The sequence below is a fragment of the Allobosea sp. 2KB_26 genome, from assembly GCF_052115715.1.
Classification (GTDB): Bacteria; Pseudomonadota; Alphaproteobacteria; order Rhizobiales; family Beijerinckiaceae; genus Allobosea.
On record NZ_JBFRHE010000006.1, the window covers coordinates 273783 to 298987 of the forward strand.

Here is a 25205-nt window from a genome sequence, read left to right on the forward strand (position 1 = left end):
CCGGCTGGATCACAGGCCGAGCTTCCCGCGATAGCTCACGGGATCTTCGCCGGCCGCGACTGGGACGATCTCGCCAAGCCGTACTGGCGCTTCCCCGGCAGCCTTCAGAGCAGACTCGACCTCTTCGGCCTTGGCGGCTTCAGCGGTGACGATCATGCCGATGCCGCAGTTGAAGGTGCGCAGCATCTCGCGCTCGGCAACGCCGCCGACCTTGGCAAGCCAGCCGAAGACCGGAGGGACCGGAATGGCCGCGAGATCGAGCACAACGCCGAGCCCATCGGGCAGCACGCGCGGGATATTGTCGGGGAAGCCGCCGCCCGTGATGTGGGCGAGGGCCTTGATGCCCGCCGTCGCCTTCAGCGCCGCCAGCAGCGGCTTCACATAGATGCGCGTCGGTACGAGCAGCGCTTCGGCGAGACTGGTCTCGGGCGCGAAGGGGGCGGGAGCCTCCCAGCTCAGGCCCGACAGCGCGACGATGCGCCGGACCAGCGAGTAGCCATTGGAATGGACGCCGGAGGAGGGCAGGCCGAAGACAACATCGCCGGGCACGAGATCGGCACGCGGCAGGAGTGCCCCGCGCTCAGCGGCGCCGACTGCGAAGCCTGCGAGGTCATAATCCTTCTCGGCATACATGCCGGGCATCTCGGCCGTTTCGCCGCCGATCAGCGCGCAGCCGGCCTGCCGGCAGCCATCGGCGATGCCGCGCACGATCTCGACGCCGACCTGCGGATCGAGCTTGCCGGTCGCGTAATAGTCGAGAAACAGAAGCGGTTCGGCGCCCTGCACGATCAGGTCGTTGACACACATTGCGACGAGGTCGATGCCGATGGTCGAATGCCGCCCGCTTTCGATCGCGATCTTGACCTTGGTGCCGACGCCGTCATTGGCGGCGACCAGGATCGGATCATTGAAGCCAGCAGCCTTCAGATCGAACAGGCCGCCGAAGCCTCCGATCTCCGCATCGGCGCCGGGGCGGCGCGTGGCACGCACCAGTGGCTTGATGGCATCGACCATCGCGTTGCCGGCATCGATGTCGACGCCCGCCTGCGCATAGGTCAGTCCGTTTGCTCCTGGCTTGCTCATGATCCTCGGCTTCCATTCCGTTCGCGCGAGCGATAGGCAAGGCAGCCGCGCCTTGCAAGCCGCTATGACGGATTCGGCCTTGCCGGTGCACCGTTTCGGGCTCTAGCGTCGCACAGGACAGCGCTGCGAATCCGGAAGAGCATGACCCTTCCCAACCTCATCACCATCGGCCGGCTGTTTCTGGTGCCGCTCGTCGTGGTGATGATCACCAATGGACGCTGGGAGACGGCCTTCATCCTCTTCGTGGCGGCCGGCGTCTCGGACGCGGTCGATGGGTTCATTGCCAAGCGCTTCGGCATGACCAGTGAGCTCGGCGCCTATCTCGACCCCGTCGCGGACAAGGCCTTGATTGTCTCGATCTACATCACGCTTGCGCTGGTCGGGGCAATCCCGGTCTGGCTGGTCGTCCTGGTCGTCTCGCGCGACCTGATGATCGTCTCCGCCGTGATCCTGTCCTGGGTGATGGAAAGGCCTGTCGAGATCGCTCCCTTCGTGGTCAGCAAGCTCAACACGGCCGCGCAGCTTAGTTTCGCTGCGTTGATGCTCGGGAGCAAAGCCTTCGGGGTCGATCCCGGGCCGGCGATCGATGTCGGCCAGCTCCTGGTCGCCGTATTGACGCTGGGATCGATGGCAGCCTATCTCGCCTTCTGGCTGCGGCATATGGCGGCCTGACCTGCGGCGAGGGGGCGCGATCGCGTCCGTTTCAGTGCTGCGGCTTGGAACTTGCTCCGTGTTCACCCATCTTCGTGGGCGCGGTCGATGATCTCGCATCGCGGAATCCGCCGGGGACTGCCTGTTCATGTCGTTGCAACGCCAAATCGGTTTCTGGCTGATCTCGCTCGCAGTCTTCGTGCTGTGCTTGGTGTTGCTGCGCGATGTGCTGCTGCCATTCATCGCGGCGCTGGCGCTGGCCTATCTGCTCGACCCCCTTGCGGATCGGCTCGAGCGGCTTGGAATGAGCCGTCTGGCCGCGACGATTGTCATCCTGATCGTCTTCCTCCTGATCTTCGTGCTGTCGCTCGTGCTGCTGATGCCCTTGCTCGGCCAACAGCTCGCCGGCTTCGTCGCGCGGATGCCCGAGGTCGCGGCCAAGCTGCAGACGCTGATCCTGGAGCGGGGGGCGCCGCTCCTCGAAAAGCTGGGCGGTGGCAAACTTGCCCAGGATGCCCAGAACTCACTCGGGAACCTTGTCGGCGAAGCAACCAAATGGGTCGGCAGCGTCCTGCAATCGCTCTGGTCGGGAGGAACCGCTATCATCGGCGTGTTCTCGCTGCTGGTGCTGACACCCGTCATCGCCTTCTATCTGCTGGTCGACTGGGACCGCATGTGCTCGACCGTCGACAGCTGGCTGCCGCTCGACCACCGCGACACCATCCGCGGCCTGCTGAGCGAGATGGATAAGGCGATCGCCGGCTTCCTGCGCGGTCAGGCGTTGCTCTGTATTCTGCTCGGGACCTTCTATGCCGTGGGGTTGAGCCTCGTCGGCGTGAATTTCGGTGCACTCATCGGCATCATCAGCGGCTTCCTCTCCTTCATTCCCTATGTCGGCTCGCTGACGGGCCTGGTGCTGTCGGTCGGCGTCGCGATCGTGCAGTTCTGGCCGGAATGGACCTGGCCGCTGGTGACGCTTGGCGTCTTTGCCGCCGGTCAGTTCATCGAGGGCAACATCCTTCAGCCCAAGCTCGTCGGCGACTCGATCGGCGTGCATCCGGTCTGGCTGATGTTCGCACTGCTTGCCTTCGGCTCGCTCTTCGGCTTCGTCGGCCTCCTGCTTGCGGTTCCCCTGGCAGCGGTCATCGGGGTCTTGAGCCGTTTCGCACTCCGCCAATATCTGGCGAGCAACATCTATCATGGCGGCGATGTTTCGAAGTCCGCCGAAGCCCGCAAGCGTCTCGGGGCCGATGTCTGACCATACAAGCCGTCCGCGTCAGCTCGCCTTCGACCTGCCTGTCGACAGCCGCCACGGCGTCGAGGATTTCCTGATCGGCCCGTCCAACGAAGCCGCCTATGGGATGATCGAGGCCTGGCCGCACTGGCCCGAGGCCTGGCTGCGCCTGGTTGGTCCGGAAGGGGCGGGAAAGACGCATCTCGCAGCGATCTGGGCCAAGACTGCCCATGCCTGGGTCGTGCCGGTCTCCGAGGTGACCGAGGAGACCGTGCCACACCTGATCTCGGGCGGTGCGCTCGTCGTCGAGGATTGCGACCGGGGGCCCCGGGACGAAGCCGCGCTGTTCCACCTCATGAACGCGATCAAGGCGAAACGCGGTTCGCTGCTGCTGACGGCGCGCTCGGCCCCCGATCAATGGGGCGTACGTATTCCCGACCTGCTGTCGCGCCTGCGGCTGGCGCCGCATGCGACGATCGCGCCGCCGGACGATGCGCTGCTGCGCGCGCTGCTGGTCAAGCTCTTCATCGATCGGCAGCTCATCGTCGATGCCGGCATCATCGAAGCGCTGACGCTGCGGATGGAGCGCTCGTTTGCCGCAGCACGCGCACTGGTCGACGCGCTCGACCGGCTTTCACTGGAACGCGGGCGGCGTGTCACGCGCGCCCTGGCCGGCGAGGTCCTGGCGGACCTCTTTCCGGATGATGCGAACTGAACGGGCGACGCAGCAGGGCAAGTTGGAAGGAGAGCGGTATGGCCGAGGGGCGGGAGATCCGGCTGTTTTCCTACGGCACATTGCGCCAGAGCAACGTCCAGCTCGCCATATTCGGCCGGGAACTGGAGGGTCGTGATGACGCCCTTGTCGGCTTCTCCAGCACAACGGTCGAGATCACCGATCCGGAGGTGGTCGCCACGAGCGGCGAGACACATCATCCGATCGTGACCCGGTCCGGCAATCCGGCCGACGAAGTGGCCGGAACCGTCTTCAGCATCACAGCCGCGGAGCTCACTGCCGCCGATTCCTACGAGGTCTCGGATTATCGGCGCGTGGCAGTTCGGCTCAGATCCGGAACCGAGGCTTACGTCTATGTCCGGGCTGCGGACGCGTCCTGAACCGAACGTTCAGGCCGCGCCTTCCGAAGCCGACCTGGCCGGTGGGCCAACGAGGCGGGCATGCATGGCCTCGATCAGAAGTTCATGCGCACGGGCTGCGATCGCATCGAGCGACGGGGTCCGCACGAACATCGCGGCCGCCTTCTCGCTGAGCTCTTCACGGCTCGGCAGGACCGGCAGATGCCATTGTGCGACGGCGTCCTGGGCCTGCTGCTGCATCTCGGCCAGCCGGTCACCCGCACGCTGCTGCAGTTCGGCGAGTGCTTCGCGCAAATCGGCGAGCGTCATCGTCGGCAGGTGCAGCTCCGACAGGGCAGGGCTCGCCGCATAGGCCTCCCGGAAGGCGCTGACGACGCGATCCAGCGGCACCGAAGCCGCGAGCCGCTCGGCGGAGCGTTCGATGACGCGTGGCGGCAGGGCCTGCGAACGATCGACCACCGCTTGCGGCGGAGCCTTCAGGTCCCAGACTACGCCAATTTTCGAGAGACTGAGGATCAGGTAGTAGGTTGGGTCCCACTGCCACCAGCGGAAGCCCTGGCGCACGCTGTACTGATAGGCGTGGTGGTTGTTGTGCCAGCCTTCGCCCATGGTGATGATCGCCAGCCACCAGTTGTTGCGGCTCTCGTCGCCGGTCACGTAGTCCTTGTCGCCATGCACATGGGCAAGCGAGTTGATGCAGAAGGTCGCGTGATAGACCGCAACCGTCGACCAGAAGAAGCCGACGATCAGGCCGGCCCAGCCATCTATGGCGAAGCAGAGGCCGGCGAGCAGGATCGCGGGCGCCAGCTCGAAACGATGCAGGAGCCGCAATTCAGGGAACTTCGCCAGGTCCTGAATCGTTGAATCGTCGAAGGTGCTGTGATCCCGGGTGAAGATCCAGCCGACATGCGAATAGGCGAAGGATGTCAGCACCGGCGAATGCACATCATGCTCGGTATCGGCATAGCGATGATGGTGACGGTGTTTGGAGGCCCACCAGAGCACGCTCTTCTGCGCCGTCGACTGGGCCAGCAGCGCGAGCAGGAACTGCCCGAAACGGCTCGTCTTGTAGGAGCGATGTGAGAAATAGCGGTGATAGCCACCGGTCACCGCGAACATCCGCAACCAGTACAGCCCGATCGCGAGCCAGACCGAGGTCCAGGTCACACCGCTCCAGAGCGCCCCCAAGCAGGCGAGATGCGCCAGCACGAAGGGAACGGCGGATGGGTAGACGATGTCGCCATCATCATGGGGGGCAGTGCTGTCGCTCAAGAATGCTCTCTGTGAAGTTCGCGCGGATCCGCCGCTTCGGTGCAGCATGGGCCGCTTGACCAGCGGCACCAAACAGGACGAGCCGGCGCCGCGCAAGTAGGCCACTCGCCGCAGCATGGCAAAGGAAACCACATGGGAAGGCAATTGGTTTGAGGCAACGCAGGAATAGCACTCGCCCGTCATGGAACCGTCACGCTAGGATGGCTTCAAGTTTGACAGGCGGGCGATGTGGGTCCGACTTGCGTTCGAGACGAGGGCGAAACTCATGAATATCGAACCGACAAACGTGAAGGCTGCGGAAAACGCGCCTGAGGTCGGTCCCGTCGGTCTGCGGCAATCACCCGCCCGCTTCGTCAATCGTGAGCTCTCCTGGCTGCAGTTCAACCGTCGGGTCATGGAGGAGGCGTCGAACCGCAACCATCCCCTGCTGGAGCAGCTCCGCTTCCTCTCGATCTCGGCCAATAATCTCGACGAGTTCTTCATGGTCCGCGTCTCGGGCCTGCGCGAGCAACTCAAGGCGGGTGTGGTCACGCCGAGCCAGGATGGGTTAACTCCGGCCGAGCAGCTCATCGAGATCGCCAAGGCGACGGCCGACCTCACTGCCGACCAGCAGGCGCGCTGGGTCGAACTCAAACGCGAGCTGGACGATAATCGCATCGTGCTGCTGGGTCCAAAGGACATCGGTGCGCAGCACCGCACCTGGCTCGAGGACCACTTCCTGCATCTCGTCTTCCCCGTGCTGACGCCATTGGCGATCGACCCGGCGCATCCCTTTCCCTTCATCCCCAATCTCGGCTTCACCCTGGCGCTGGCGCTGGAGCGGATCAGCGACGGCCGGCAGCTCGACGCGCTGATCCGGGTTCCCGGGAAAATCGACCGCTTCATCGAGCTACCCGATCTGGCACGCGACGGCGTGCACCGCTTCATCACGCTGGAAGACACGGTCTCGATCTTCATCGGCAAGCTCTTCCCCGGCTACGACGTCAAGGGAACCGGCTCGTTTCGCGTCATTCGGGACTCCGACCTCGACATCGAGGAGGAAGCCGAAGATCTGGTGCGCGTCTTCGAGACGATGCTGAAGCAACGCCGCCGTGGCGTCGTCATTCGTCTTGAGGTCAGTGCCGGCATGCCCGCGCATCTGCACCGGCTGATCGTGCGCGAGCTGAAGGTCGACCCCGATGAGATCGTCCAGGTCGAGGGTATGATCGGACTGAACGAGCTATCGCAACTCGTCGGCGTCGACCGGCCCGACCTCAAGTTCAAGCCGTACAATGCCCGCTTCCCCGAGCGCATTCGCGAGCATGGCGGCGATTGCTTCGCGGCGATCCGGCAGAAGGACCTGATCGTCCACCACCCCTATGAGAGTTTCGACGTCGTCGTGCAGTTCCTGCAGCAGGCAGCGCATGATCCCAATGTCGTCGCCATCAAGCAGACGCTCTACCGCACCTCTTCGAACTCGCCGATCGTCAGGGCGCTGGCCGAGGCGGCCGAGGCCGGCAAGTCGGTGACGGCTCTGGTCGAGCTCAAGGCCCGCTTCGACGAGGAGGCGAATATCCGTTGGGCCAAGGACCTGGAGCGCGCGGGCGTGCAGGTCGTCTATGGCTTCATCGAGCTGAAGACCCACGCCAAGCTCTCGATGGTCGTACGGCGCGAGGCGGGCCAACTCGTCAGCTACTGCCACATCGCGACCGGCAATTACCACCCGATCACGGCGCGCATCTACACCGACGTCTCCTTCTTCACCGCCGATCCCGTGATGGGGCAGGACGTGGCACGCGTTTTCAACTTCATTACCGGCTATGCGGAGCCGGCCGAACTCGAGAAGATGTCGGTCTCGCCAGTAGGGCTGAAGCAGCGCCTGCTATCCGATATCGCCGAGGAGGTTGCCCATGTGAAGGCCGGCCGCAAGGGCGCGATCTGGGGCAAGTGCAACTCGCTGGTCGACCCCGAGATCATCGATGCGCTCTATGATGCGAGCCAGGCCGGTGTGGAGATCGACTTCGTCGTGCGCGGCATCTGCTGCCTGAGGCCCGGAATTCCGGGCCTGTCGGAGAATATCCGGGTCAAGTCGATTGTCGGGCGCTTCCTCGAACACACCCGGATCTATGCCTTCGGCGCCGGCTTCGGTCTGCCCTCGGCCAAGGCCAAACTCTATATTTCCTCGGCCGACCTGATGCCGCGGAATCTCGATCGGCGCGTCGAGGCGTTAACCCCGATCCAGAATCCGACGGTGCACCAGCAATTGCTGGAGCAGATCATGCTGGCGAATTTCCTCGACAACGAGCAAAGCTGGACCATCTTGCCCGATGGTGGCTCAAGACGCATTGTCCCGCCGCCGAGCGACGAGTCGTTCAACGCCCACAAATATTTCATGACCAATCCGAGTTTGTCCGGACGTGGAAAATCGCTCTCCAATTCAAGCCCCCGCAGCCTTGCGCGCCGGACCGGCAGAAAGGCTTGACCCGGCGTTGATCCCGGGGCGGCTGAGCCTCGGCGAGACGCTCGCCATCGTCGACATCGGCTCGAACTCGGTTCGCCTCGTCGTCTACGAGATGCTGTCACGTTCGCCGGCGCAGGTCTTCAATGAGAAGGAGATGGCTGGTCTCGGCCGCCAGGTCGCGACCACCGGCCGGCTCGCCGATGACGCCATCGATAAGGCGCTTGGCGCGCTCGTGCGCTTCCGCATTCTCTGCGAGGCGATGCATGTCCGCGATATCCGGGTCATCGCGACCGCTGCGGCACGCGACGCCGCCAATGGGCCTGCGTTCATTGCGCTTGCCGAGCGGGCGATCGGCCAGCCGATCGAGCTGATCTCCGGTGGGCGTGAAGCCTATTTGTCGGCCCTCGGCGTGATTTCAGGCTTCGACGCACCGCGTGGCGTCGTCGGCGACCTCGGTGGCGGCTCGCTCGAGCTTGCTGCCGTCGAGAACGACCGGGTGGGCGAGGGAGCGAGCCTGCCGATCGGGGTTCTGGCGTTGCTCGACCGTTCGAAGGGTTCGGTCAAGCTCGCCGAGAAGATCGTCCGCGAAGCCCTCGACAACCTGCCGCAGCTCGCCGCAATGCGCGGCCGCGATTTCTATGCCGTCGGCGGCACGTGGCGTGCGCTCGCGACGTTGCATCAGCGCCAGTCGGTCTATCCGCTGAGCGTCATGCACGCCTACACCGTGCCAGCGCGGGACGTCACCGAATTCGCCAAGCTGGTCGAGCGAGCCGACAGCGCCGTGCTGGAATCGATCGAAGCCGTGTCCTCGGCACGCCGGCCGCTCCTGGCTTATGGCGCGCTGGTGCTCGACCAGTTGATCAAACGCGGCCGTCCGCGCTCGGTGGTGATTTCGGCCAACGGCGTCCGCGAGGGATTGCTGCACGAACAGCTCCCGGAGGAGGAGCGCAGGATCGATCCGCTGCTTCAGGGGGCACAGGACTACAACCTGCTCAGGGCCCGTGACCCGCGTCATGCGGCCGACCTGATTGCCTGGGTCGCAAAGCTCTTCGCGAGCGCGGGTCTGCACGAGGATGCGGCGAGCCGCCGGTTGCAGGACGTCGCCTGCCTGCTCTCGGATATCGGCTGGCGCGCCCATCCGGATTATCGCGGCGAGCAGAGCCTCAACGTCATTGCCCATGCCGCCTTCAACGGCGTCGATCACCCCGGCCGCGCCTTCCTGGCGCTTGCGGTGTTCCATCGCTATGCCGGAGCCAAGAGCGATACGCCGGTGGCATCCGACCTACGGCGCCTCCTGACGCCCCGGCAGCTCGAACGCGCGCTGCTGCTCGCGGCGACGTTCCGCGTGGCCTATCTGCTTTCGGCGGGCATGCCGGATATCCTGACCCGCATCTCGCTGACCTGTGTCGACCGGCGGCTCGTGCTGCGCTTCCCGGCAGAGCTCAAGGCCCTGTCGAGCGAGCGGGTCACCGGGCGATTGAAGCAGCTTGCCCGCCTTCTCGGCCGCGAGCACGAGGTTGCTGCGGGCTAAGGCATCGGCCCGGAATGGGGCTTGCGGCCTTAAAGCCGATGCAAGGACAGAAGGTCAGGTCATGCCGATCAGGCGACGGTGACGCGCCCGCGGGAGATCTTCAGGCTCAGCTGCCCGTTCTTCAGCGCCAGCGCCTTGTTGCCGAAGACCTCTCGACGCCAGCCCTGCAGTGCCGGTACCTCGGCAAGATCATCCGAGGCGATGGCCTCCAGATCATCGGTCGAGGCCAGGATCTTGGGCGCGACGCGTTCGGCATCTGCGGTCGCCTTGAGCAGCACCTTGAGCAGGTCGAGCACGGCACCATTGGTCGGACGTCCGCGCTCGCGCTCGAGACGGGGCAGGGCCCTGGGATCGAGCGCAAGGCCGCGCTCGATTGCAGCAAGCACCTCGCCGCCGGCGCGCGACCGCTCGAAGCCATTCGGCACGGAGCGGAGCTCCGCCAGCGCCTCGACCGAGCGCGGTCCGCGCTGGACGATATCCATCAGCGCATCGTCTTTCAGCACCCGCTGGCGCGGCACGTCGCGGCTCTGCGCCTCCCGCTCGCGCCAAGCTGCGATCTCCATCAGCAGCGCGACTTCCTTGGGCTTGCGAATCCGGCCCTTCAGGCGCTGCCAGGCGTTCTCGGGCCTGACCTCGTAGGTGGCCGGCGAGTTCAGGATCGCCATTTCCTCGGCAACCCAGCCCTCGCGGCCGCTGGCGGCGAGATCGGCGGAGAGAGCGAGATAGATGTCACGCAGATAGGTGACATCGGACTCGGCATAGGTCAGCTGCGCTTCGGTCAGCGGTCGGCGCGACCAGTCGGTGAAGCGCGAGGATTTGTCGATCCGCGCCTTGGCGAGGTCGTTGGCGAGTTGCTCGTAGCCGACGGAGTCGCCGTAGCCGCACACCATTGCGGCGACCTGCGTGTCGAAGAGCGGGGTCGGGAGCAGCTTGCCGATGATCCAGATGATCTCCAGGTCCTGCCGTGCGGCGTGGAACACCTTGACGACGTTCTGGTCGACCATCAGCGCCAGGAAGGGCGCGAGGTCGATCTCGGGCGCGAGCGGATCGACAAGCACCGCTTCGTCGGGCGAGGCGAGCTGGATCAGGCAGAGCTTCGGATAATAGGTCGTCTCCCGCAGAAATTCGGTGTCGACCGTGACGAAGGGATGCTGGGCCAGCCGCGCGCACGCCTCGGCCAGATCCTGTGTGGTGGTGATGAGGCTCATGATGAGCGGCTTAGCGGAGGAACGGGTTGTCCGTCGAGTCCGCGTTTCATGCTTCTGCTCGCTGGCGACGCATGATCTGCAGAAGAACTGGGCGGTCCATCTGCCTTATCAGCCTAGCGAAACCTCCACGCCATGGTGGGCCGGACTCTGCCGGCCCCCTGCTGCGAACAGCCGGAATGCCGGCTTCGCGCATCACGATTGTCGCTGCCATTCTTGACAATCCGCACGCCTGCGTGTGCTTACGCCGAAGGTTTCAGCTGGCCTTGCGCCGGCTCCTTCGCATTTCCGAGAGACGAGTCCCGTGACCTTGCATCGCTATCGCTCCCACACCTGCGGCGCCCTTCGCGAGAGCGATATCGGCAATCAGGTTCGCATTTCGGGCTGGTGCCACCGCATCCGCGATCATGGCGGTGTGCTCTTCATCGATCTGCGCGACCATTACGGCATGACCCAGGTCGTGATCGATCCGGACTCGCCGGCTTTCGCCGAGGCCGAAAAGATTCGGGCCGAGTGGGTCATCCGCATCGACGGCAAGGTCAAGGCGCGCCTCGAGGGGACCGGGAACGCCAATCTTGCGACCGGTGCGATCGAAGTCTTCGCCACGGCGCTCGAGGTGCTGGGTCCTTCCGGCGAGCTTCCGCTGCCGGTGTTCGGCGATCTCGAATACCCCGAGGACACGCGCCTGAAATATCGCTTCCTCGATCTGCGTCGCGAGAAGCTGCACAACAACATCATGCTGCGCGGCAAGGTCATCGACTCACTGCGCAACCGCATGAAGACCTCGGGCTTCTCGGAGTTCCAGACGCCGATCCTGACCGCGTCGTCGCCGGAAGGCGCGCGCGACTTCCTGGTGCCGAGCCGGCTGCATCCCGGCCATTTCTACGCCCTGCCGCAGGCGCCGCAGCAGTACAAGCAACTGCTGATGATGGCGGGCTTTGATCGCTATTTCCAGATCGCGCCCTGTTTCCGCGACGAGGATCCGCGCGCCGACCGTCTGCCGGGCGAATTCTACCAGCTCGACGTCGAGATGAGCTTCGTCACGCAGGAAGACGTCTTCCGCACCATGGAGCCGGTGATCGCCGGCGTCTTCGAGGAATTCGGCGGCGGCAAGTCGGTCACCAAGAACTGGCCGCGCATTCCCTATGCCGAGTCGATCCGCAAATACGGCTCGGATAAGCCGGATCTTCGCAACCCGCTTGAGATGCAGGACGTCTCCGAGCATTTCCGCGGTTCGGGCTTCAAGGTCTTCGCCCGCATTCTGGAAGACGAGAAGAACCAGGTCTGGGCGATCCCGGCGCCGGGCGGCGGTTCGCGCGCCTTCTGCGACCGCATGAACTCCTGGGCTCAGGGCGAAGGCCAGCCTGGCCTCGGCTATATCATGTGGCGCGAGGGCGCGGGCGCCGGCCCGATCGCCAACAATATCGGTCCGGAGCGGGTCGAGGCGATCCGCGCGGCGCTTGGCCTGAAGGACGGCGACGCTGCCTTCTTCGCCGCAGGCAACCCCGACAAGTTCTACAAGTTCGCCGGCGCCGCCCGTAACAAGGTCGGCTCGGAACTCGGCCTGATCGACGAGAACGCCTTCGCTTTCGCCTGGATCGTCGACTTCCCGATGTACGAGTACAACGAGGACGAGAAGCGGGTCGATTTCTCGCATAACCCGTTCTCGATGCCGCAAGGCGGATTGGAGTCGCTGCAGAAGGACGACCCGCTGGCGATCAAGGCCTTCCAGTACGACATCGCCTGCAACGGTTACGAGCTTGCCTCGGGCGGCATTCGCAATCACCGTCCTGAGGCGATGGTCAAGGCGTTCGAGATCGCCGGATATGGCGAGGAGACGGTGATCGAGCGCTTTGGCGGCATGTATCGCGCCTTCCAGTATGGCGCGCCGCCGCATGGTGGCATGGCCGCCGGTATCGACCGCATCATCATGCTGCTTGCCGGCGCCAGCAACCTGCGCGAGGTCGCGCTGTTCCCGATGAACCAGCAGGCCGTCGATCTGCTGATGGGGGCGCCCTCCGAGGTTGGGCCCAAGCAGCTGCGCGAGCTCCATATCCGCTTGAACCTGCCCGAAAAGAACGGCTGATCCCCCGCCATGCCTGCCTCGACCGGAGCACGCCTGGCCGTGCTCGCCTGCCTGCTCGCGCTGCCGCTAACCGCCTGTGTCACCGCAGCGCCCCATACCAGCTCGGGGCGGGCGGCGGAGCTTGCCAATCTGGTCTCGCGCTCGATCGCCTGCCGGGCCGGAGCGCCGCGCTCCAGCACGCTCGACCGTTTCCTCGACGCCGAGCGTGCTCGCGGCGCGACGCCGGAGCAGATCGCGGGAGCACGCTCGACCTATGTCACCGTCTCGGAGGCGTCGACCATCAACCAGGATGTGCGGCCCGAAGCCTGCTCTGCGGAAGAACGCGGCTCCTTGAAGCCCCGCATGGCGCGCGTACGGGCCGGCGATTTCAGCGGGCTCTGAGCGCGATCAGCCATGTTCTTCGCCAGAGCCTTCCTCTGCAGCCTGTTCCTGTCTGCGCTTGCTGCCTGCACGACGAGCGCCGGTCCAATGCCCGGCACGGCGGAGTTTGCAGCGGTCAAAGTCTCGCGCGGATATGATTGTGGTGTCGCCGTCGATCGCCGCCGTGTGATGGCGGGGCTTGCCCCGGCCGAGCGCGGACGCTTCGTCGCCGTCAATGCCAGCCTCGCGGTGAAGTCCTACAAGGCGCCCCGTCATTGCGACGCCGCCGAGCGCAGCGCGGTTCAGCACGACCTTGCCCGCCTCGCACGGCGCTGAATTCTGCTTGCCTGCCGGGGGCGATCCCGGCCAGAAGGCAGGAATGCCGCCCGCAAACGAGTTGCTCCCGCTCCAAGAGACCGTCACCGCGGTCGTCGTCGCCTATGACAGTGCCGATGTCCTGTCGGCCTGCCTCTATGCGCTACGGCGCGAGGGCGTGCCTGCCATCGTCGTCGACAATGCCAGCGGTGACGAATCGGCCGCCATCGCGCGGTCGCATGGTGCAACGGTGATCGCGAGCCCCCGGAATGAAGGCTATGGCCGAGCCAACAATCTCGGCATCGCAGCCTGCCGCACGCCCTATGCGCTGATCGTCAATCCCGACCTGGTGCTGCAGCCTGGCGCCATGGCAGCGCTGCTGGCCGCCGCAGGACGCTACCCCGATGCCGGGATGCTGGCTCCTCGCATTGTCGAGCCATCAGGGCGCGTCTTCATTCAGCCGCGGTCTCTGCTGTCGCCGGCCCATCTCAATCATTCCGGCGCAGCGATTGTTCCGGAGGGGGATGCCTGCATGCCGTTTCTCTCCGGCGCTTGCCTCTTGCTCCGCTGTGAGGTCTTCGCCGCGCTGGGTGGCTTCGATCCGCAGATCTTCCTGTTTTACGAGGACGACGATCTTTGCCGCCGGATGCGCGATGCCGGGCATCCGCTCGTGCACGTGCATGAGGCGCAGGCGCATCACGCGCGCGGCCGTTCCAGCAAGCCCAGCCCCGGCCGTCGCTTCAACGCACGCTGGCATCTCGCCTGGTCGCACGCCTATATCGCCGCGAAATACAGGCAACCCGGGCCGTCGTCCCGTGCGGTTTGCGAAAACATCGCAAAGACAGTCGGTTACGCCTTGATCTTTAACCGCCTCAAGATGATGGCGCATGCGGGCTCGGCCGCTGGCGCGCTGGACTGGCGGCGGGGGCGGACGGCGCTCTCGCGGCAGGGCTTAGAATAGCCGGCGCGCCTTAGATCACATCGTACCGGATATCGTATCCGGTTCGATGATCCAACCCTTTGTGTTTGCATCGGCTTTGCCCCGAAAACCGCAATCCACTTTTCGGGCCGATGCTTTAGAGGTGCAGGTCTTTCATGGGGGTGGTGATGATCCTGCGGATCTCGCGGAGCTGCCTGAAGACGAGCCTTGCCTTGCGCAGCACATTGCTGTCGGCCGCGAGCAATTCGGCCTCGCGTGCGGCAAAGGCGGCCTTGCCCTGCAGGACAGGGATTGGGCTCAGCGGCAGCGGCGTGTTCGGCAAGGCCGAGAGATCGAGCTCCGCCAGAGCCGGCTCGGTTCCGCGAAGGCTCTTGCCGATCACGCTGCGCGCCATGTCGAGGCGGGTTGCGGCGCCGTCGCGTGCCGGCTTCTGCATCACGGCGCTGGAATCGCGCCACTGAATGCCCCGTCGATAGGCCGGCACCCATTGCACCTGGGCTTCGAGCAGGTTCAGCCCAGCATAGCGGGCCAGGGCAGGGAAGGCATCATCATAGAAGCGCCAGCAATCGACTGGAAAACGGTGCCGGGGACCGCCGCCCGGCGAGGTGATAAAGGCGAGGCCATTGCCCTTCAGCACGCGTGAAATCTCAAGGATGGTGATCCAGAAATACTCGGCATGCTCAAAGACTTCCGAGCAGGTCACGACGTCGACCGAGCCTGTGGCGATCTCCTTCCAGTCATAAGGGTCGGCCACCGCGACATCGACATTCAGCCCCGGCTCGATGTCCATGCCGACAAGTTTCCAGGCCAGGTTAGACATGACGTCGCGGTTGGACAAGCTCTGTCCGTCGACGATGGCCGAGCCGACATCAAGCACGGTCAGTGGCGAGGTCTCGACGGCGGAGAGATAGGCCTTGCGGAAGACCCGCGCCTTGTCGTTGGCAGAATCATGCATGGGGGCGGTCCGGCAATGGAGGGAGGCCGTATCGGAGGGGGTGCCTTCGATCCTGACCGGCGAACTATCAGGAAACGGCTCTCGGAGGCAAATCCTCGATCCTGTCGGACATCAGGACCGGGATCAGCCGCCTGATCTCGGCCTCGGGCCAGGCCCACCATTGGCTCGCCAGCAATGTGGCGATCCGTTCCTCGCTCAGACGGTGTCGCAGCAGCCGTGCCGGGTTGCCGGCGACGACGCCATAGGGCGGAACGTCCTTCGTGACGACGGCGCGGGCGCCGATGACGGCGCCATGGCCGATATGGACCCCGGACAGGATCAGCGCCTGCGACCCGAGCCAGACATCGTGTCCGATGATGACGTCGCCGCGCGAGACCTGATTCCCTGGATGGCCCTTCGCCTCGGGCCACAGTCGCTGGTAGTCGTGGAATGGGTAGGTCGTCGCCCATTCCGTGCGGTGGTTGCCGCCGAGCAGGATCTCGACCCCATCCCCGACCGAGCCGTAGCGCCCGATGATCAGGCGCGCCCCGCTTCCGGCGAAGCGCACCTTCGGGCGGCCATAGGTGTAACGTCCGACAATAATCTGCCCCGGGTGCCGAGCGATCAGATTGGCCAGATACAAACGGGCCTGGTTATCGGGGTTGAAGCGCCGGCGCAGGAAGCTGCGCGGGCCCTGCGGCAGGCCGGCCCACCACGCTGCAATCGCGGTGGGCCGCCAGGACACGTCTTCGGGAAGAAGATCGACAGACCAGTTATTCGGCATTGGCCTTGAGGTCGATCTTGTCGAAGATCTCGGTCGGCTCGGTGATCGTGAGGACGTCGGCGAGGCCCAGACCACCTGTCGACTTCGCGCTGGCCTGAACGGTGAGGGTGCCTGGCTTGGCCGCAAAGCGCGAGATGGCCGCGGTCAGGGTCTTGGCTGCATCGGAGGGGCCGAGGATCGCGGCAAGGCCGAGGCTGGCCATCATCGCATATTCGCGCCGCAGATCGTCGGGCTTGCGCTTGTTCTTGCGGGCCTCGTTCTCGATGAACTTCTCGAGCAGGCCGAGATTCTTCAGCCTGGCATCCAGCTTGCGGGCCGTCGCGCCGAGCGCCGCAACCTGTGCGAGCGCGAGGTCGCTGGAGAACAGGTCCTTGGTGACGTTACCGAGGGTACCCGAGGCTTCGAACTGCGCCATGCCGCCGCTCCCGAGCGAGAGCGTGCGGATCGCAAGCTCGTTGCGTGCGGCGTCCCAGGCGAGGTCGAGCTTCGCGGAGAGGTCGAGGGCGCGGTAGCCCATGGCGATCAGATCCGCGGCCGCGGGATTGCCGGTTGCCTCGCTCACTGGAGCGGTGAGCTTGTCGATCGTCAAGGCAAGCTTGGTGGGGATGCCGTTGATCTGGTCGGCGGCAGCAATCTCGAAGGTCCCGAGCCCGACGCGGATTGGGGCCTGCGCTGGCTGACCCGGCTTTGCCGGTTGCGGCACATCGACCGAGAGCCCGGCAAGCCGGATCGTGCCGAGTTTGGGGATCAGCTTGCGGAAATCGAGCGAATCGATCTCGGTTTCGGGCTTGGCCAGGGCCTCCTTCAGACCCTTGAACATGGGCGCGAGCGAAAAGCCGGAATAGCTGAGCGACTCGAACCCTGCCTTGGCGCCAGCACCCGCGAAAGAGAAACCTTCCACGGCGTAGCCAGACTTGGCCGGCGCATCTTCGCCATAGGCCAACCTGGCGATTCTCACGTCCATGGCGACCGGCGCTTCGCCCGGATTCGGCGGAACGGAGAGCGCCATCACCATATCGCGGACCTCGCCGCTGCCGTAGTCGATGGCATCGAACAGCGAGAACATGGAAAGCGCCATGCGCTTGTCGGCCTCGAGCCGGGCTGGGTCGCGCTCGGCCTTCGAGCTGAGCCCTGCCTTCTGGTCGGCCTCCGCCTGCGCGATGATCCGCGACAGGAGCTCTCCGACCGGCTCGTCTCCGACACGCATCTTGAAGTCGCGGCCCGTCGCCTTGCCGAGCGAGATCTTGCCGAGCGGGCCCAGATCGATGGCGTAGCCGTCCTGCTCGACACGGCCAAAGATCGGCTGCATGGCTTCTTCCACGCCGGGCTTGGCTCGCTCGGTGAGCACGCGTGCGAGATGGTGCATGTCGAACGCTTCGAAGCTGATGCGCTTGATATCGCCTTTCATCGCGCCGGCCGGCCCACCGGTCACGGATATCGCTCCGCCTCCCGCCGAGCCGCGGCCGATCTTGCCGTCGCGAATCTCACTGAACCGTATATCGCGATAGGTCGTAACCTGCCTTTGCGGCCCGAGAACCTGCTCGACCGTCAATTCGGGCGCACTGATTTCCGACGCGGTGAGGCGGCCCGTCCGGGCAACCGCGCCCTCGCCGGTGCTGCCATTGAACAGCGAGACAAAGGCTTCGCGCTCGAGGCTGGAGCCCTTCACATCGACCTTCGGTATGGCGACGACGATCGCGCCAAGGTCCAGGCGGATATTGTCGATCTGGAAATCGGCTGCCCAGGACGGCTGCGCCAGAACGAGGATAAAGGCCGCAGCCGCCGTTACGCGCAGGCGGCGCATCGGGCTGCGAAGGGTCGACGTGATCATGACGGTCTCCAGATGACGGCAGCGAACCTGCCGCAACGCAGCGACGAAAGGAAGACGACTTGCTCTCCCGGACGCAGGAAAAACTTGACCGCCTCGCTGCGATCTTTCGTATCTGTCTCAGATCCGCCATCCGGCCGGTGCAGGAGCGGTGCGGGCGACGAATGCAATGGAGCTTTGTGACGATGCGGTCCGCCCGACTATTCCCTGCAGCCTGCCTTGCCTTGCTGCTTCTGGCTCTTACCCCCATCATGGCATTCGCCCAGCAGACGGCTCCCGCGACCGGGCTGGAAACACTTGCGATCGTCGGCAGCGGGCAGCGCCATGTCTTCCAGGTCGAGGTCATGCGCACGCCTGATCAGCGTGCGCGCGGCCTGATGCATCGCAATTACCTGCCGCCGGACCGCGGCATGCTGTTCGATTTCGGTCGGGTCGAACCGGTTGCGATGTGGATGCAGAACACCTTCATTCCGCTCGACATGCTGTTCATCCGTGCTGACGGGACTGTCGTTCGTATTGCCGCGCAGACCGAGCCGCTCTCGACGCGCACGATTCCCTCGGGCGAGCCGGTGCTCTCGGTCCTCGAAATCAATGGCGGGATCGCCGCCAAGCTCGGAATCAAGCCGGGCGACAAGGTGGAGCATCCGCTCTTCAAGCCGTGAGGGCGGTTTTCGCGCGCGTCGCAGTGCTGCGCGGTTCCTCGAATCCGGTCGGCCAAGCCAGCATTCCCGGTGAACGCGCGGTCAGTGACAGCACCGCATGAAGAGTGTCGCGCTGTCGGAGCTCTGTGGATTGCGGAAGAAATCTGGCGGCGAATCACAGAATTGCCCACTTCCTTAATCAAAGGCGGGCATCCCGAATTTCATTCCCCGATACCCAGTACGCTTGCGAAGGACGGATCATGACGACACGTGCCGTGGTCGCAACGCTAGCGATGTGCGTTGCGCTGATCACCGGAGTCCGCCCGGATCAGGCCCATGCCGAGCAGATCGCGGCCGCGACTCGGGGGCGCACGTCGCCACCAGCTGCGTTCCTCACCTTCTGCGCGAAGAACCCGGCGGAATGTGTGCGATCGGGGCCTGTGGCGCGGAGCGTCCCGCTTTCCCCCCAGCGCCACCGTGAGCTGCAGGAAGTGAATGCGCATGTGAATGCGACCATTCAGGAGGTCTCCGACCTGGAGCATCACGGTCAGGAAGATGTCTGGAGCATACCGACGGATGGTCGGGGCGATTGCGAAGATTTTGCGCTCCTGAAGCGCAAGCTGCTGATCCAGCGCGGCTGGCCGTCATCGACTCTGCTGATGACGGTTGTCGGAACGCCCGAGGGCGAGGGCCATGCCGTGCTGACGGTGGTGACCGATTCGGGAGATTTCGTTCTGGACAACAAGAGATCGCGCATCCTGCTCTGGTCGCAAACGGGCTACGTCTTCTTCAGCCGGGTGGCGCAGGCCAATCCGCGCCAATGGGAAACGATCGACGCTGGGAATGCGAGATACACCGCAGCGACGCGGCACGGGATCCATCCTCAGGCCGGCCGCTAACCGCTAGACAGCAAACGCCCCGGAGTGACCCGGGGCGTGCCTCGTTTCACGTGCTCTGAAGAGACTGGCGGTTACCGGCCGCCGTGGTTGCCGCCGCCATTGCCGCCACCCTGGCCGCCGCCGTTGCCACCGCCCTGGCCGCCGCCGTGGTTACCGCCATTGCCGCCACCCTGGCCGCCGCCGTTGCCACCGCCCTGGCCGCCGCCGTTGCCACCGCCGTGGTTGCCGCCATTGCCGCCACCCTGGCCGCCGCCGTTGCCACCGCCCTGGCCGCCGCCGTTGCCACCGCCCTGGCCACCGCCATTGCCGCCGCCGTGGTTGCCGCCATTGCCACCACCCTGGCCGCCGCCGTTGCCGCCACCTTGGCCACCGCCATTGCCGCCGTTGTGGTTGCCGCCATTGCCGCCACCCTGGCCGCCGCCATTGCCACCGCCCTGGCCGCCGCTGTGGTTGCCGCCATTGCCGCCACCTTGGCCCCCGCCATTGCCGCCGTTGTGGTTGCCGCCATTGCCGCCACCTTGGCCACCGCCATTGCCGCCGCCATTGCCGCCACCTTGGCCGCCGCCCTTGCCGCCGTCATGGCCGCCGCCCTTGCCGCCGTCATGGCCGCCACCCTTGCCACCGTCGTGACCGCCGCCCTTGCCGCCGTCATGGCCGCCACCCTTGCCGCCGTCATGGCCGCCACCCTTGCCGCCGTCATGGCCGCCACCCTTGCCGCCGTCATGGCCGCCACCCTTGCCACCGTCGTGACCGCCGCCCTTGCCGCCGTCATGGCCGCCGCCCTTGCCGCCGTCATGGCCGCCACCCTTGCCGCCGTCATGGCCGCCACCCTTGCCGCCGTCATGGCCGCCACCCTTGCCACCGTCGTGACCGCCGCCCTTGCCACCGTGGTGGCCGCCACCCTTGCCGTGGTGATCTCCATCATGGCTGCCGTGGTGATGGCCGCCCTTGCCGTGGTGACCTCCATCGTGGCCGCCGTCGTGATCGCCACTCCCGCCGGAGCCACCGCTCCCGCCAGAGCCGCCACTCCCGCCGGAGCCACCGCTTCCGCCAGAACCACCGCTTCCGCCGGAGCCACTGCTCCCGCCAGAACCACTGCTCCCGCCAGAACCGCCGCTACCGCCCGAGCCGCCGCTACCGCTGGAACTGCTGCCGCTGCTCGCAGCGCTGGCTACGCCGCCAGCAGCATTGCCGCTATCGCCGCTGTTGCCGTTGCCGGCCGGATCTCCGGCGCTCCCCGGTGTTCCCGACGACAGTGATCCCGTTGTGAGAGGGGGGCAGGCCCAATACTCTGCGCCGCCCTGCTGGTAGAGGGCACATGCGGGATTGGGCGCGCGCGTCCGGCGACCATTGGGAGTGACGGTGCTGTAATACTGCACGCCGCCAGATGTGGCGCCCGGGAGGGGAGCATTCTGCGCGAATGAAAATGTCGATGTTGTCGCAAGAAGACTTGCAATGAATATGCTCGATTTGAAATGGTTCATAGCAATACCTCCCATCCTGAAACTATTTTGAGCGCCAGGACGTTGCATGATTGCTTTGGTGTGTTGTTGTGGAGTTCAATTTCTCGATTTTGTATCGTTCTCAATCATAATGAAATTTCGATGTTTTGCTCAATTTGGCTTTTACGCTAGGCCGCTTCCCCCTGCGGCTGATTTGAATACAGCCGGGCTGGGCTCCCCCGATCCCCCGAAGGGCGAGATGCTCCTTGCCGGCTGCGCGAGAGCGCAGCATCGGGCATTCACCGGCCGCAGGGCCGGCTGGGCTCGAAAGAGGTAGTTCGCTCCTGCACGCAGAGCATCGCTATGCGCGAGCGCGGACAAATTGACGGTGCTGCGACGACCAGATGGGCCGACATCGTCATATCGCGCTCAAGTCGTGCGAAAAGGAGAGCAGGAGGCGCCGGACGAAATTGGCTGGGAATTTCATCGGAACTTACGGTTCCCATGGCGGCAGTTCGGTGCTATCTCGTTGCGCGTCGCACGTGGCCGTCGAGGAGCGTGTGCGATCGTTTCGCGAGTGATTTGATGCACTTGCAGACAGTCGGGGTATAGCGCAGCCCGGTAGCGCATCTGCTTTGGGAGCAGAGGGTCCCAGGTTCGAATCCTGGTGCCCCGACCATTCTCGAAATCGCCTGGCCCGCTATCGCGGGCCAATGGAATGACGAGCTGACGGCCGAGCCAGAGCATGACCGCACGCATTTATCGCCCAGCCCGCAATGCCATGCAGTCCGGCACGGCAAAGACCGAGCGCTGGCTGCTGGAATACGAGCCGGAGCAGCCGCGCCAGATTGAGCCGCTGATGGGTTGGACATCCTCTGCCGACATGAAGAGCCAGGTGAAGCTCTGGTTCGACACCGAGGATGAGGCGGTGGCCTATGCCACGCGCAACGGCATCGCCTACCGGGTGGAGCAGCCGCATGTGCCGAAGCGTCGCGGTATGGCCTATTCGGATAACTTCAAGTTCAATCGTGTCGGGCAGTGGACCCACTGACCAACCATTTGGCGCCCGATCGGGCGCTTTCGACTACGGGCCCGTAGCTCAGTTGGATAGAGCAGCAGCCTTCTAAGCTGCTGGTCGCAGGTTCGAATCCTGCCGGGCTCGCCACTCTAATCATTGAGGAATTTCCCTTTGTGGAGTTCTTCATTCTGACACGCATGCTGCTGGTCATTCTGACAATTGGCCGCTGTCTGTTCGCGCAGCGCGGCGTTTCCGGGCTCCGTTCGCGACCTGCTTCATGGTCTTCTTGACGTAGCGCGGCAGCACCTTCGGGCTCTTCTGAGCCGACTGAGCGAGGATCTCGCGATCGGTCATGTCGGCGTCACCGGTCTCGGTCAGGCCGCCGTGGCGGAACGACGTGAAGGTCAGGTTGTCGGGCAGGCCGGCCATGCGGATGATCCGCTTCACCTCGTGGCGGAGATAGGTGAGGTCGCCCTTCTTGCCGGTCGCCCACGGAATCGGTCGGCCCTCTTTCTCGTCCTTCCAGTCACGAACGATCATCCTCCCGGCAATGCGATTGCGCTTGATCTCGTCCATGCGAGCCATGAGCTCAGGGAAGAGCGGAACCTTGCCGGGCTGCTGCGGATCGAACAGCGGCCACCAGACCTCTACGCCGGTTTTCGGGTGGACGATTCGCACATCGTCGGGGCGCTCCTTGGGGCGGTAGTGACTGGCCTCCAGCGCACCGAAAATGTGCTCCTCGCGCTGGAGCCACTCCCATGTGATCATGGCTGCCGTTCCAATCGAGCGCCGCATGTTCCCATCGCAGCAGTGCACGAACGCGAGCAACTGCTCGTAGGTGGCGTCGACCGACGGCGTCGACGATTCGTCCAGGCCCATCTTCGAGAACGGGTTGTCCTTCGGGACGATCTTCGGCTCAGCGCGCCAGACGACATTCCATGCCCGGCGACACGACTTCATCGCATGATTGACCGTCGTCTTGCGCTCGCGCATCACGACGTTGCCGTCCTCGTCCTTCTCCTCGACCACGCCCAGCTTCTCGAGCAACCGGTCCGCCATGTTGGTGGTGATCCCAACCAGGTTGAGACTGCCGACGCGCCGGCCATCCTTCACGACGAAATTGGCGACCATGTCGAACCCGCGCTCATGATTGCGGCGCTGCCCGTCGCTGAGATCCTTGTATTTCTTGTGCGCCTTGAAGGTCGTAACGAGCCAGTCGAATGTGCCGACGGCCCCGCGCGCCGGGGCTAGATCGGACAGCCCGCCAGTTCGCCATGAGTCGAACTGCTTCAAAAGCACGGTCTCGACATAATCGTACGCAGCGTCGCGGTCAGTGCCGAGAGCCTTGTCTTCGACTGTGCAGTTGCGCGTGCGCGCCCAGCTCGGGACCGTGAAGTAATAGGCCCAACACCTCGCGCCGGTGAGCCATTTTCGATTCGTGTATCGCGGCTTCTTTCGGATCATGTTCACACCAGATCTGCATAATCTTCGGTCTCGACGCGCCCAGCAGCGCCACCATCGTACCGCGAGAGCAGAAAGGCCACGCAGTACGAGCGGGTCCAGACTGGCTCCTTGGCCTTGCCTGATCCGGTTGTCCCGCATGGTGGTGGGATTTCGCCGCGCACTACGGCAGCGGCGAGCTCCTTGGTGTTCTTCCGATCGAAAAATGCAGCCGCGGTGTCGGCGCGCATCATCTCCGGCCAAGCGCCGTGAGGCGGGAAGCGTGCGGGGAGGGCGCGCGACATGGCTATGCTGCCTCCTTCACGATCGCATCGATGTTCCCGCGCTGGACGCTGAAGCTGTAGGCCACGATCCAGGGGTTAAGCGCCCAGGCGCCGGCGCCGTTGATCTGGTCCCAGAGTGCCGCGTAGGCCGAGACGGCGTCTTCAAAGCCTTCGTCGTCGCAGCCGTCAAAGAAGTAGCGGTCAGCCGTGATCTCGACCGGGCCGCGGCCATAACTGGTCGTGCCGACGATGACGTTCTCGCAGACGATGCCCTCGGCGATCGCGTCGTCCTCGCTGATGTCCTGCAGCCGCTCGACGCGGACATCGGTGACGGTCAGCGTCAGCCGCGATGCCCAGCGCGACATGTGGATGCCCGGGCGCCATCCTGTCGTGACGCGAAGCGGCTTGTGATCCGCGACCGGGTACTGCTCGCACATGGCGGTGTAGCCGTCGCGCTCGCTCGCCCGATAGAAGATGGTGGCAACGTCGGTCGCCCAGCCGTTGCAGCGCCACGCCTCGCGCACCCATAGCCGGTCGCCGGGTGCGTGGCCGAGATGGGCATGCCAGTTCGTTCTGGTTGCGGGAGCCTGATGCTCGAAAGCGTCGGCCTTCCACGTCCACATATCGCCGTCGAGCCGGCGGAAGTCGGATGCGTTCTGCATCGCCCGCGCGAGATCGTCGTCGCTCAATGTGAGGGCGGGCGCGTCCGGAATTGCCAAGGTTCGGGCCTTGGTGATCACGCGCCGCGTCTGCGTCTTGTGGCCGGCGATCAGCGCGCGGACCATCGGCCCGCTGAACAGGATGGGTCGATCGGTCAAAGCAGCCTCCTGCTTTCCATGGCCGGCACGGCCGGGCGCGCATCGTGGACAACGCCGTCAAGCAGGCGGCCGGTTCGGCGCTTCCCTTCCTTGACCATGAAGGCAGGGCGGATGCCGCTCATCGCGGAATCCACGCGCTGCCATCTCTCTCGAATAGCGTCAGGGAACCGGGCGCGATCTGGTGCGTGCCGCCATTCTCCCCACTGCTTCAGGTGGAAGATGGCACGCCGGCTGACCGCTTGATCGTGCAAGGCACGGACCCAGACGGGGTGTGTCGGCCTGGCTTGGTGCGCGCCCTGGTCGGTCTCTCCGCCGACGATGATCCAGTCCGGGCTCCATCCGCCGCGGAAGTCGATCAGGCCCAGAAGCGGCTCGAAACTGCCGAAGACGAACAGAGGATCTAACCGCTCATCGATCTCGCGGAGCTTCGGGGAATCCCGATCCCACTCGGCTTGATTGCAGAACGTCCCGCCGATAGCGACGTTGCGCGGCAGAGCTTTCTCACCGCGTAACGGATCGGTGAGTTTCAGGACGTTGCCGAGCCGCTTGGTCAGCAGAAGCCAGAGAATGTTCGGCGTGGCCTCCATGAGATCCACGAAGCGCCAGCGCCACGCGGCGGGCACCGCCGTATCGAACGGGTCGCAAAGCGACGGGAACACCCAAGGGAGGGCGCCGGTCTGCGCCGCCTCTCGGTTCCAGGCCAGCGGCTTGCGCCAATAGTCGTCCGACATGAGCGAGCGCGTGCCTTCGCCGGCGCCCGGCTCGCCCCATTCGACCCGGTGCATGCGGGTATCCATGAGGTGAGCGGCGTAGCACCCGTCGCACGCCGGGCTGACCTTCATGCAACCGGTCCACGGCGAGAAGGTCTTATCTGCCCAGGAAATGCCTGTCGTGTGAGCCATCGGCGG

The 25205-nt window shown here is 65.0% G+C and carries 24 protein-coding genes and 2 tRNA genes; 16 read left to right on the forward strand and 10 right to left on the reverse strand.

Features of this window, described 5'->3' with window-relative positions; all coding sequences use genetic code 11:
* Positions 1–9: 9 nt before the first annotated feature.
* On the reverse strand, positions 10–1083 hold the full coding sequence (purM, locus tag AB4099_RS18645; protein WP_113517974.1) for a phosphoribosylformylglycinamidine cyclo-ligase: 1074 nt from the start codon (positions 1081–1083) through the stop codon (positions 10–12).
* A 141-nt stretch (positions 1084–1224) separates the two neighbouring features.
* Here purM and AB4099_RS18650 point away from each other — a divergent pair, with 141 nt between their 5' ends.
* The 4 genes from AB4099_RS18650 to AB4099_RS18665 all read left to right on the forward strand — a co-directional run bounded on the left by AB4099_RS18650 (position 1225) and on the right by AB4099_RS18665 (position 4081).
* A complete protein-coding gene (locus tag AB4099_RS18650; protein WP_113517973.1) occupies positions 1225–1755 on the forward strand; it encodes a CDP-alcohol phosphatidyltransferase family protein in 531 nt (176 codons plus the stop codon).
* 127 nt (positions 1756–1882) lie between these two features.
* A complete protein-coding gene (locus tag AB4099_RS18655) occupies positions 1883–2992 on the forward strand; it encodes an AI-2E family transporter (protein ID WP_069880798.1) in 1110 nt (369 codons plus the stop codon).
* Positions 2985–3683 (forward strand): P-loop NTPase family protein, encoded by a 699-nt coding sequence (locus tag AB4099_RS18660; RefSeq protein WP_113517972.1) that lies wholly within the window; start codon positions 2985–2987, stop codon positions 3681–3683. The genes AB4099_RS18655 and AB4099_RS18660 overlap by 8 nt, the downstream gene beginning before the upstream one ends.
* Before the next feature lie 38 nt (positions 3684–3721).
* Positions 3722–4081, forward strand: a complete 360-nt coding sequence (locus tag AB4099_RS18665) for a gamma-glutamylcyclotransferase family protein (RefSeq protein ID WP_441479125.1) — start codon at positions 3722–3724, stop codon at positions 4079–4081.
* Positions 4082–4090: 9 nt separating this feature from the next.
* Here the strand turns inward: AB4099_RS18665 and AB4099_RS18670 are convergent, their stop codons facing one another.
* Complete coding sequence (locus tag AB4099_RS18670) at positions 4091–5332, reverse strand: acyl-CoA desaturase (RefSeq protein ID WP_441479126.1); 1242 nt, start codon at positions 5330–5332, stop codon at positions 4091–4093.
* A gap of 265 nt (positions 5333–5597) precedes the next feature.
* Here AB4099_RS18670 and AB4099_RS18675 point away from each other — a divergent pair, with 265 nt between their 5' ends.
* Both AB4099_RS18675 and ppx read left to right on the forward strand, forming a co-directional pair.
* Positions 5598–7793 carry an RNA degradosome polyphosphate kinase gene (locus AB4099_RS18675; RefSeq protein ID WP_441479127.1) on the forward strand — a complete coding sequence of 732 codons (2196 nt, stop codon included), beginning with the start codon at positions 5598–5600 and terminating at the stop codon, positions 7791–7793.
* Positions 7794–7800: 7 nt separating this feature from the next.
* Positions 7801–9303 carry an exopolyphosphatase gene (gene ppx / locus AB4099_RS18680; protein ID WP_441479128.1) on the forward strand — a complete coding sequence of 501 codons (1503 nt, stop codon included), beginning with the start codon at positions 7801–7803 and terminating at the stop codon, positions 9301–9303.
* A gap of 68 nt (positions 9304–9371) precedes the next feature.
* Here the strand turns inward: ppx and rnd are convergent, their stop codons facing one another.
* Positions 9372–10511: a ribonuclease D gene (rnd, locus tag AB4099_RS18685; protein ID WP_113517969.1), complete on the reverse strand. Its 1140-nt coding sequence runs from the start codon at positions 10509–10511 to the stop codon at positions 9372–9374.
* Positions 10512–10818: 307 nt separating this feature from the next.
* Here rnd and aspS point away from each other — a divergent pair, with 307 nt between their 5' ends.
* Genes aspS through AB4099_RS18705 form a run of 4 tightly spaced genes read left to right on the forward strand, consistent with a single transcriptional unit; the run spans position 10819 to position 14230 of the window.
* Positions 10819–12594, forward strand: coding sequence for an aspartate--tRNA ligase (aspS, locus tag AB4099_RS18690; RefSeq protein WP_441479222.1), 1776 nt, complete (start codon positions 10819–10821; stop codon positions 12592–12594).
* A gap of 9 nt (positions 12595–12603) precedes the next feature.
* Positions 12604–12975: a hypothetical protein gene (locus AB4099_RS18695; protein WP_441479129.1), complete on the forward strand. Its 372-nt coding sequence runs from the start codon at positions 12604–12606 to the stop codon at positions 12973–12975.
* A gap of 12 nt (positions 12976–12987) precedes the next feature.
* Positions 12988–13290: a hypothetical protein gene (locus AB4099_RS18700; protein ID WP_441479130.1), complete on the forward strand. Its 303-nt coding sequence runs from the start codon at positions 12988–12990 to the stop codon at positions 13288–13290.
* Positions 13291–13333: 43 nt separating this feature from the next.
* Positions 13334–14230: a glycosyltransferase family 2 protein gene (locus tag AB4099_RS18705; protein WP_441479131.1), complete on the forward strand. Its 897-nt coding sequence runs from the start codon at positions 13334–13336 to the stop codon at positions 14228–14230.
* Positions 14231–14345: 115 nt separating this feature from the next.
* On the opposite strand, the gene AB4099_RS18710 is transcribed toward AB4099_RS18705, so the two are convergent.
* The 3 genes from AB4099_RS18710 to AB4099_RS18720 all read right to left on the reverse strand — a co-directional run bounded on the left by AB4099_RS18710 (position 14346) and on the right by AB4099_RS18720 (position 17758).
* Positions 14346–15164 (reverse strand): class I SAM-dependent methyltransferase, encoded by an 819-nt coding sequence (locus AB4099_RS18710; protein ID WP_441479132.1) that lies wholly within the window; start codon positions 15162–15164, stop codon positions 14346–14348.
* Between the two features lie 67 nt (positions 15165–15231).
* Positions 15232–15888 carry a CatB-related O-acetyltransferase gene (locus AB4099_RS18715; RefSeq protein WP_441479133.1) on the reverse strand — a complete coding sequence of 219 codons (657 nt, stop codon included), beginning with the start codon at positions 15886–15888 and terminating at the stop codon, positions 15232–15234.
* Positions 15889–15916: 28 nt separating this feature from the next.
* Positions 15917–17758 (reverse strand): hypothetical protein, encoded by a 1842-nt coding sequence (locus tag AB4099_RS18720; RefSeq protein ID WP_441479134.1) that lies wholly within the window; start codon positions 17756–17758, stop codon positions 15917–15919.
* A gap of 182 nt (positions 17759–17940) precedes the next feature.
* Between AB4099_RS18720 and AB4099_RS18725 the strand changes: the two genes are divergently transcribed.
* The 6 genes from AB4099_RS18725 (at position 17941) to AB4099_RS18750 (ending at position 21902) form a co-directional block, all read left to right on the forward strand.
* The gene (locus AB4099_RS18725; protein ID WP_441479135.1) at positions 17941–18417 is read left to right on the forward strand and encodes a DUF192 domain-containing protein; all 477 of its coding nucleotides are present in this window, start codon (positions 17941–17943) and stop codon (positions 18415–18417) included.
* Positions 18418–18656: 239 nt separating this feature from the next.
* Positions 18657–19295, forward strand: coding sequence for a transglutaminase-like cysteine peptidase (locus tag AB4099_RS18730; RefSeq protein WP_441479136.1), 639 nt, complete (start codon positions 18657–18659; stop codon positions 19293–19295).
* A gap of 83 nt (positions 19296–19378) precedes the next feature.
* A complete protein-coding gene (locus AB4099_RS18735) occupies positions 19379–20554 on the forward strand; it encodes a hypothetical protein (RefSeq protein ID WP_441479137.1) in 1176 nt (391 codons plus the stop codon).
* 785 nt (positions 20555–21339) lie between these two features.
* Positions 21340–21416, forward strand: a tRNA-Pro gene (locus AB4099_RS18740).
* A gap of 66 nt (positions 21417–21482) precedes the next feature.
* Positions 21483–21788: an ETC complex I subunit gene (locus tag AB4099_RS18745; protein WP_113519077.1), complete on the forward strand. Its 306-nt coding sequence runs from the start codon at positions 21483–21485 to the stop codon at positions 21786–21788.
* 37 nt (positions 21789–21825) lie between these two features.
* Positions 21826–21902 (forward strand) — tRNA-Arg (locus AB4099_RS18750).
* Positions 21903–21962: 60 nt separating this feature from the next.
* Here the strand turns inward: AB4099_RS18750 and AB4099_RS18755 are convergent.
* Genes AB4099_RS18755 through AB4099_RS18770 form a run of 4 tightly spaced genes read right to left on the reverse strand, consistent with a single transcriptional unit; the run spans position 21963 to position 25199 of the window.
* A complete protein-coding gene (locus AB4099_RS18755) occupies positions 21963–23219 on the reverse strand; it encodes a hypothetical protein (RefSeq protein ID WP_441479138.1) in 1257 nt (418 codons plus the stop codon).
* 2 nt (positions 23220–23221) lie between these two features.
* Positions 23222–23500 carry a hypothetical protein gene (locus AB4099_RS18760; RefSeq protein ID WP_441479139.1) on the reverse strand — a complete coding sequence of 93 codons (279 nt, stop codon included), beginning with the start codon at positions 23498–23500 and terminating at the stop codon, positions 23222–23224.
* Positions 23501–23502: 2 nt separating this feature from the next.
* Entirely contained in the window at positions 23503–24297 is a 795-nt protein-coding gene (locus AB4099_RS18765; RefSeq protein ID WP_441479140.1) for a hypothetical protein, read from the reverse strand.
* Positions 24294–25199 (reverse strand): DUF5131 family protein, encoded by a 906-nt coding sequence (locus AB4099_RS18770; RefSeq protein ID WP_441479141.1) that lies wholly within the window; start codon positions 25197–25199, stop codon positions 24294–24296. Before AB4099_RS18770 ends, AB4099_RS18765 begins: the two co-directional genes overlap by 4 nt.
* Positions 25200–25205: the final 6 nt, after the last annotated feature.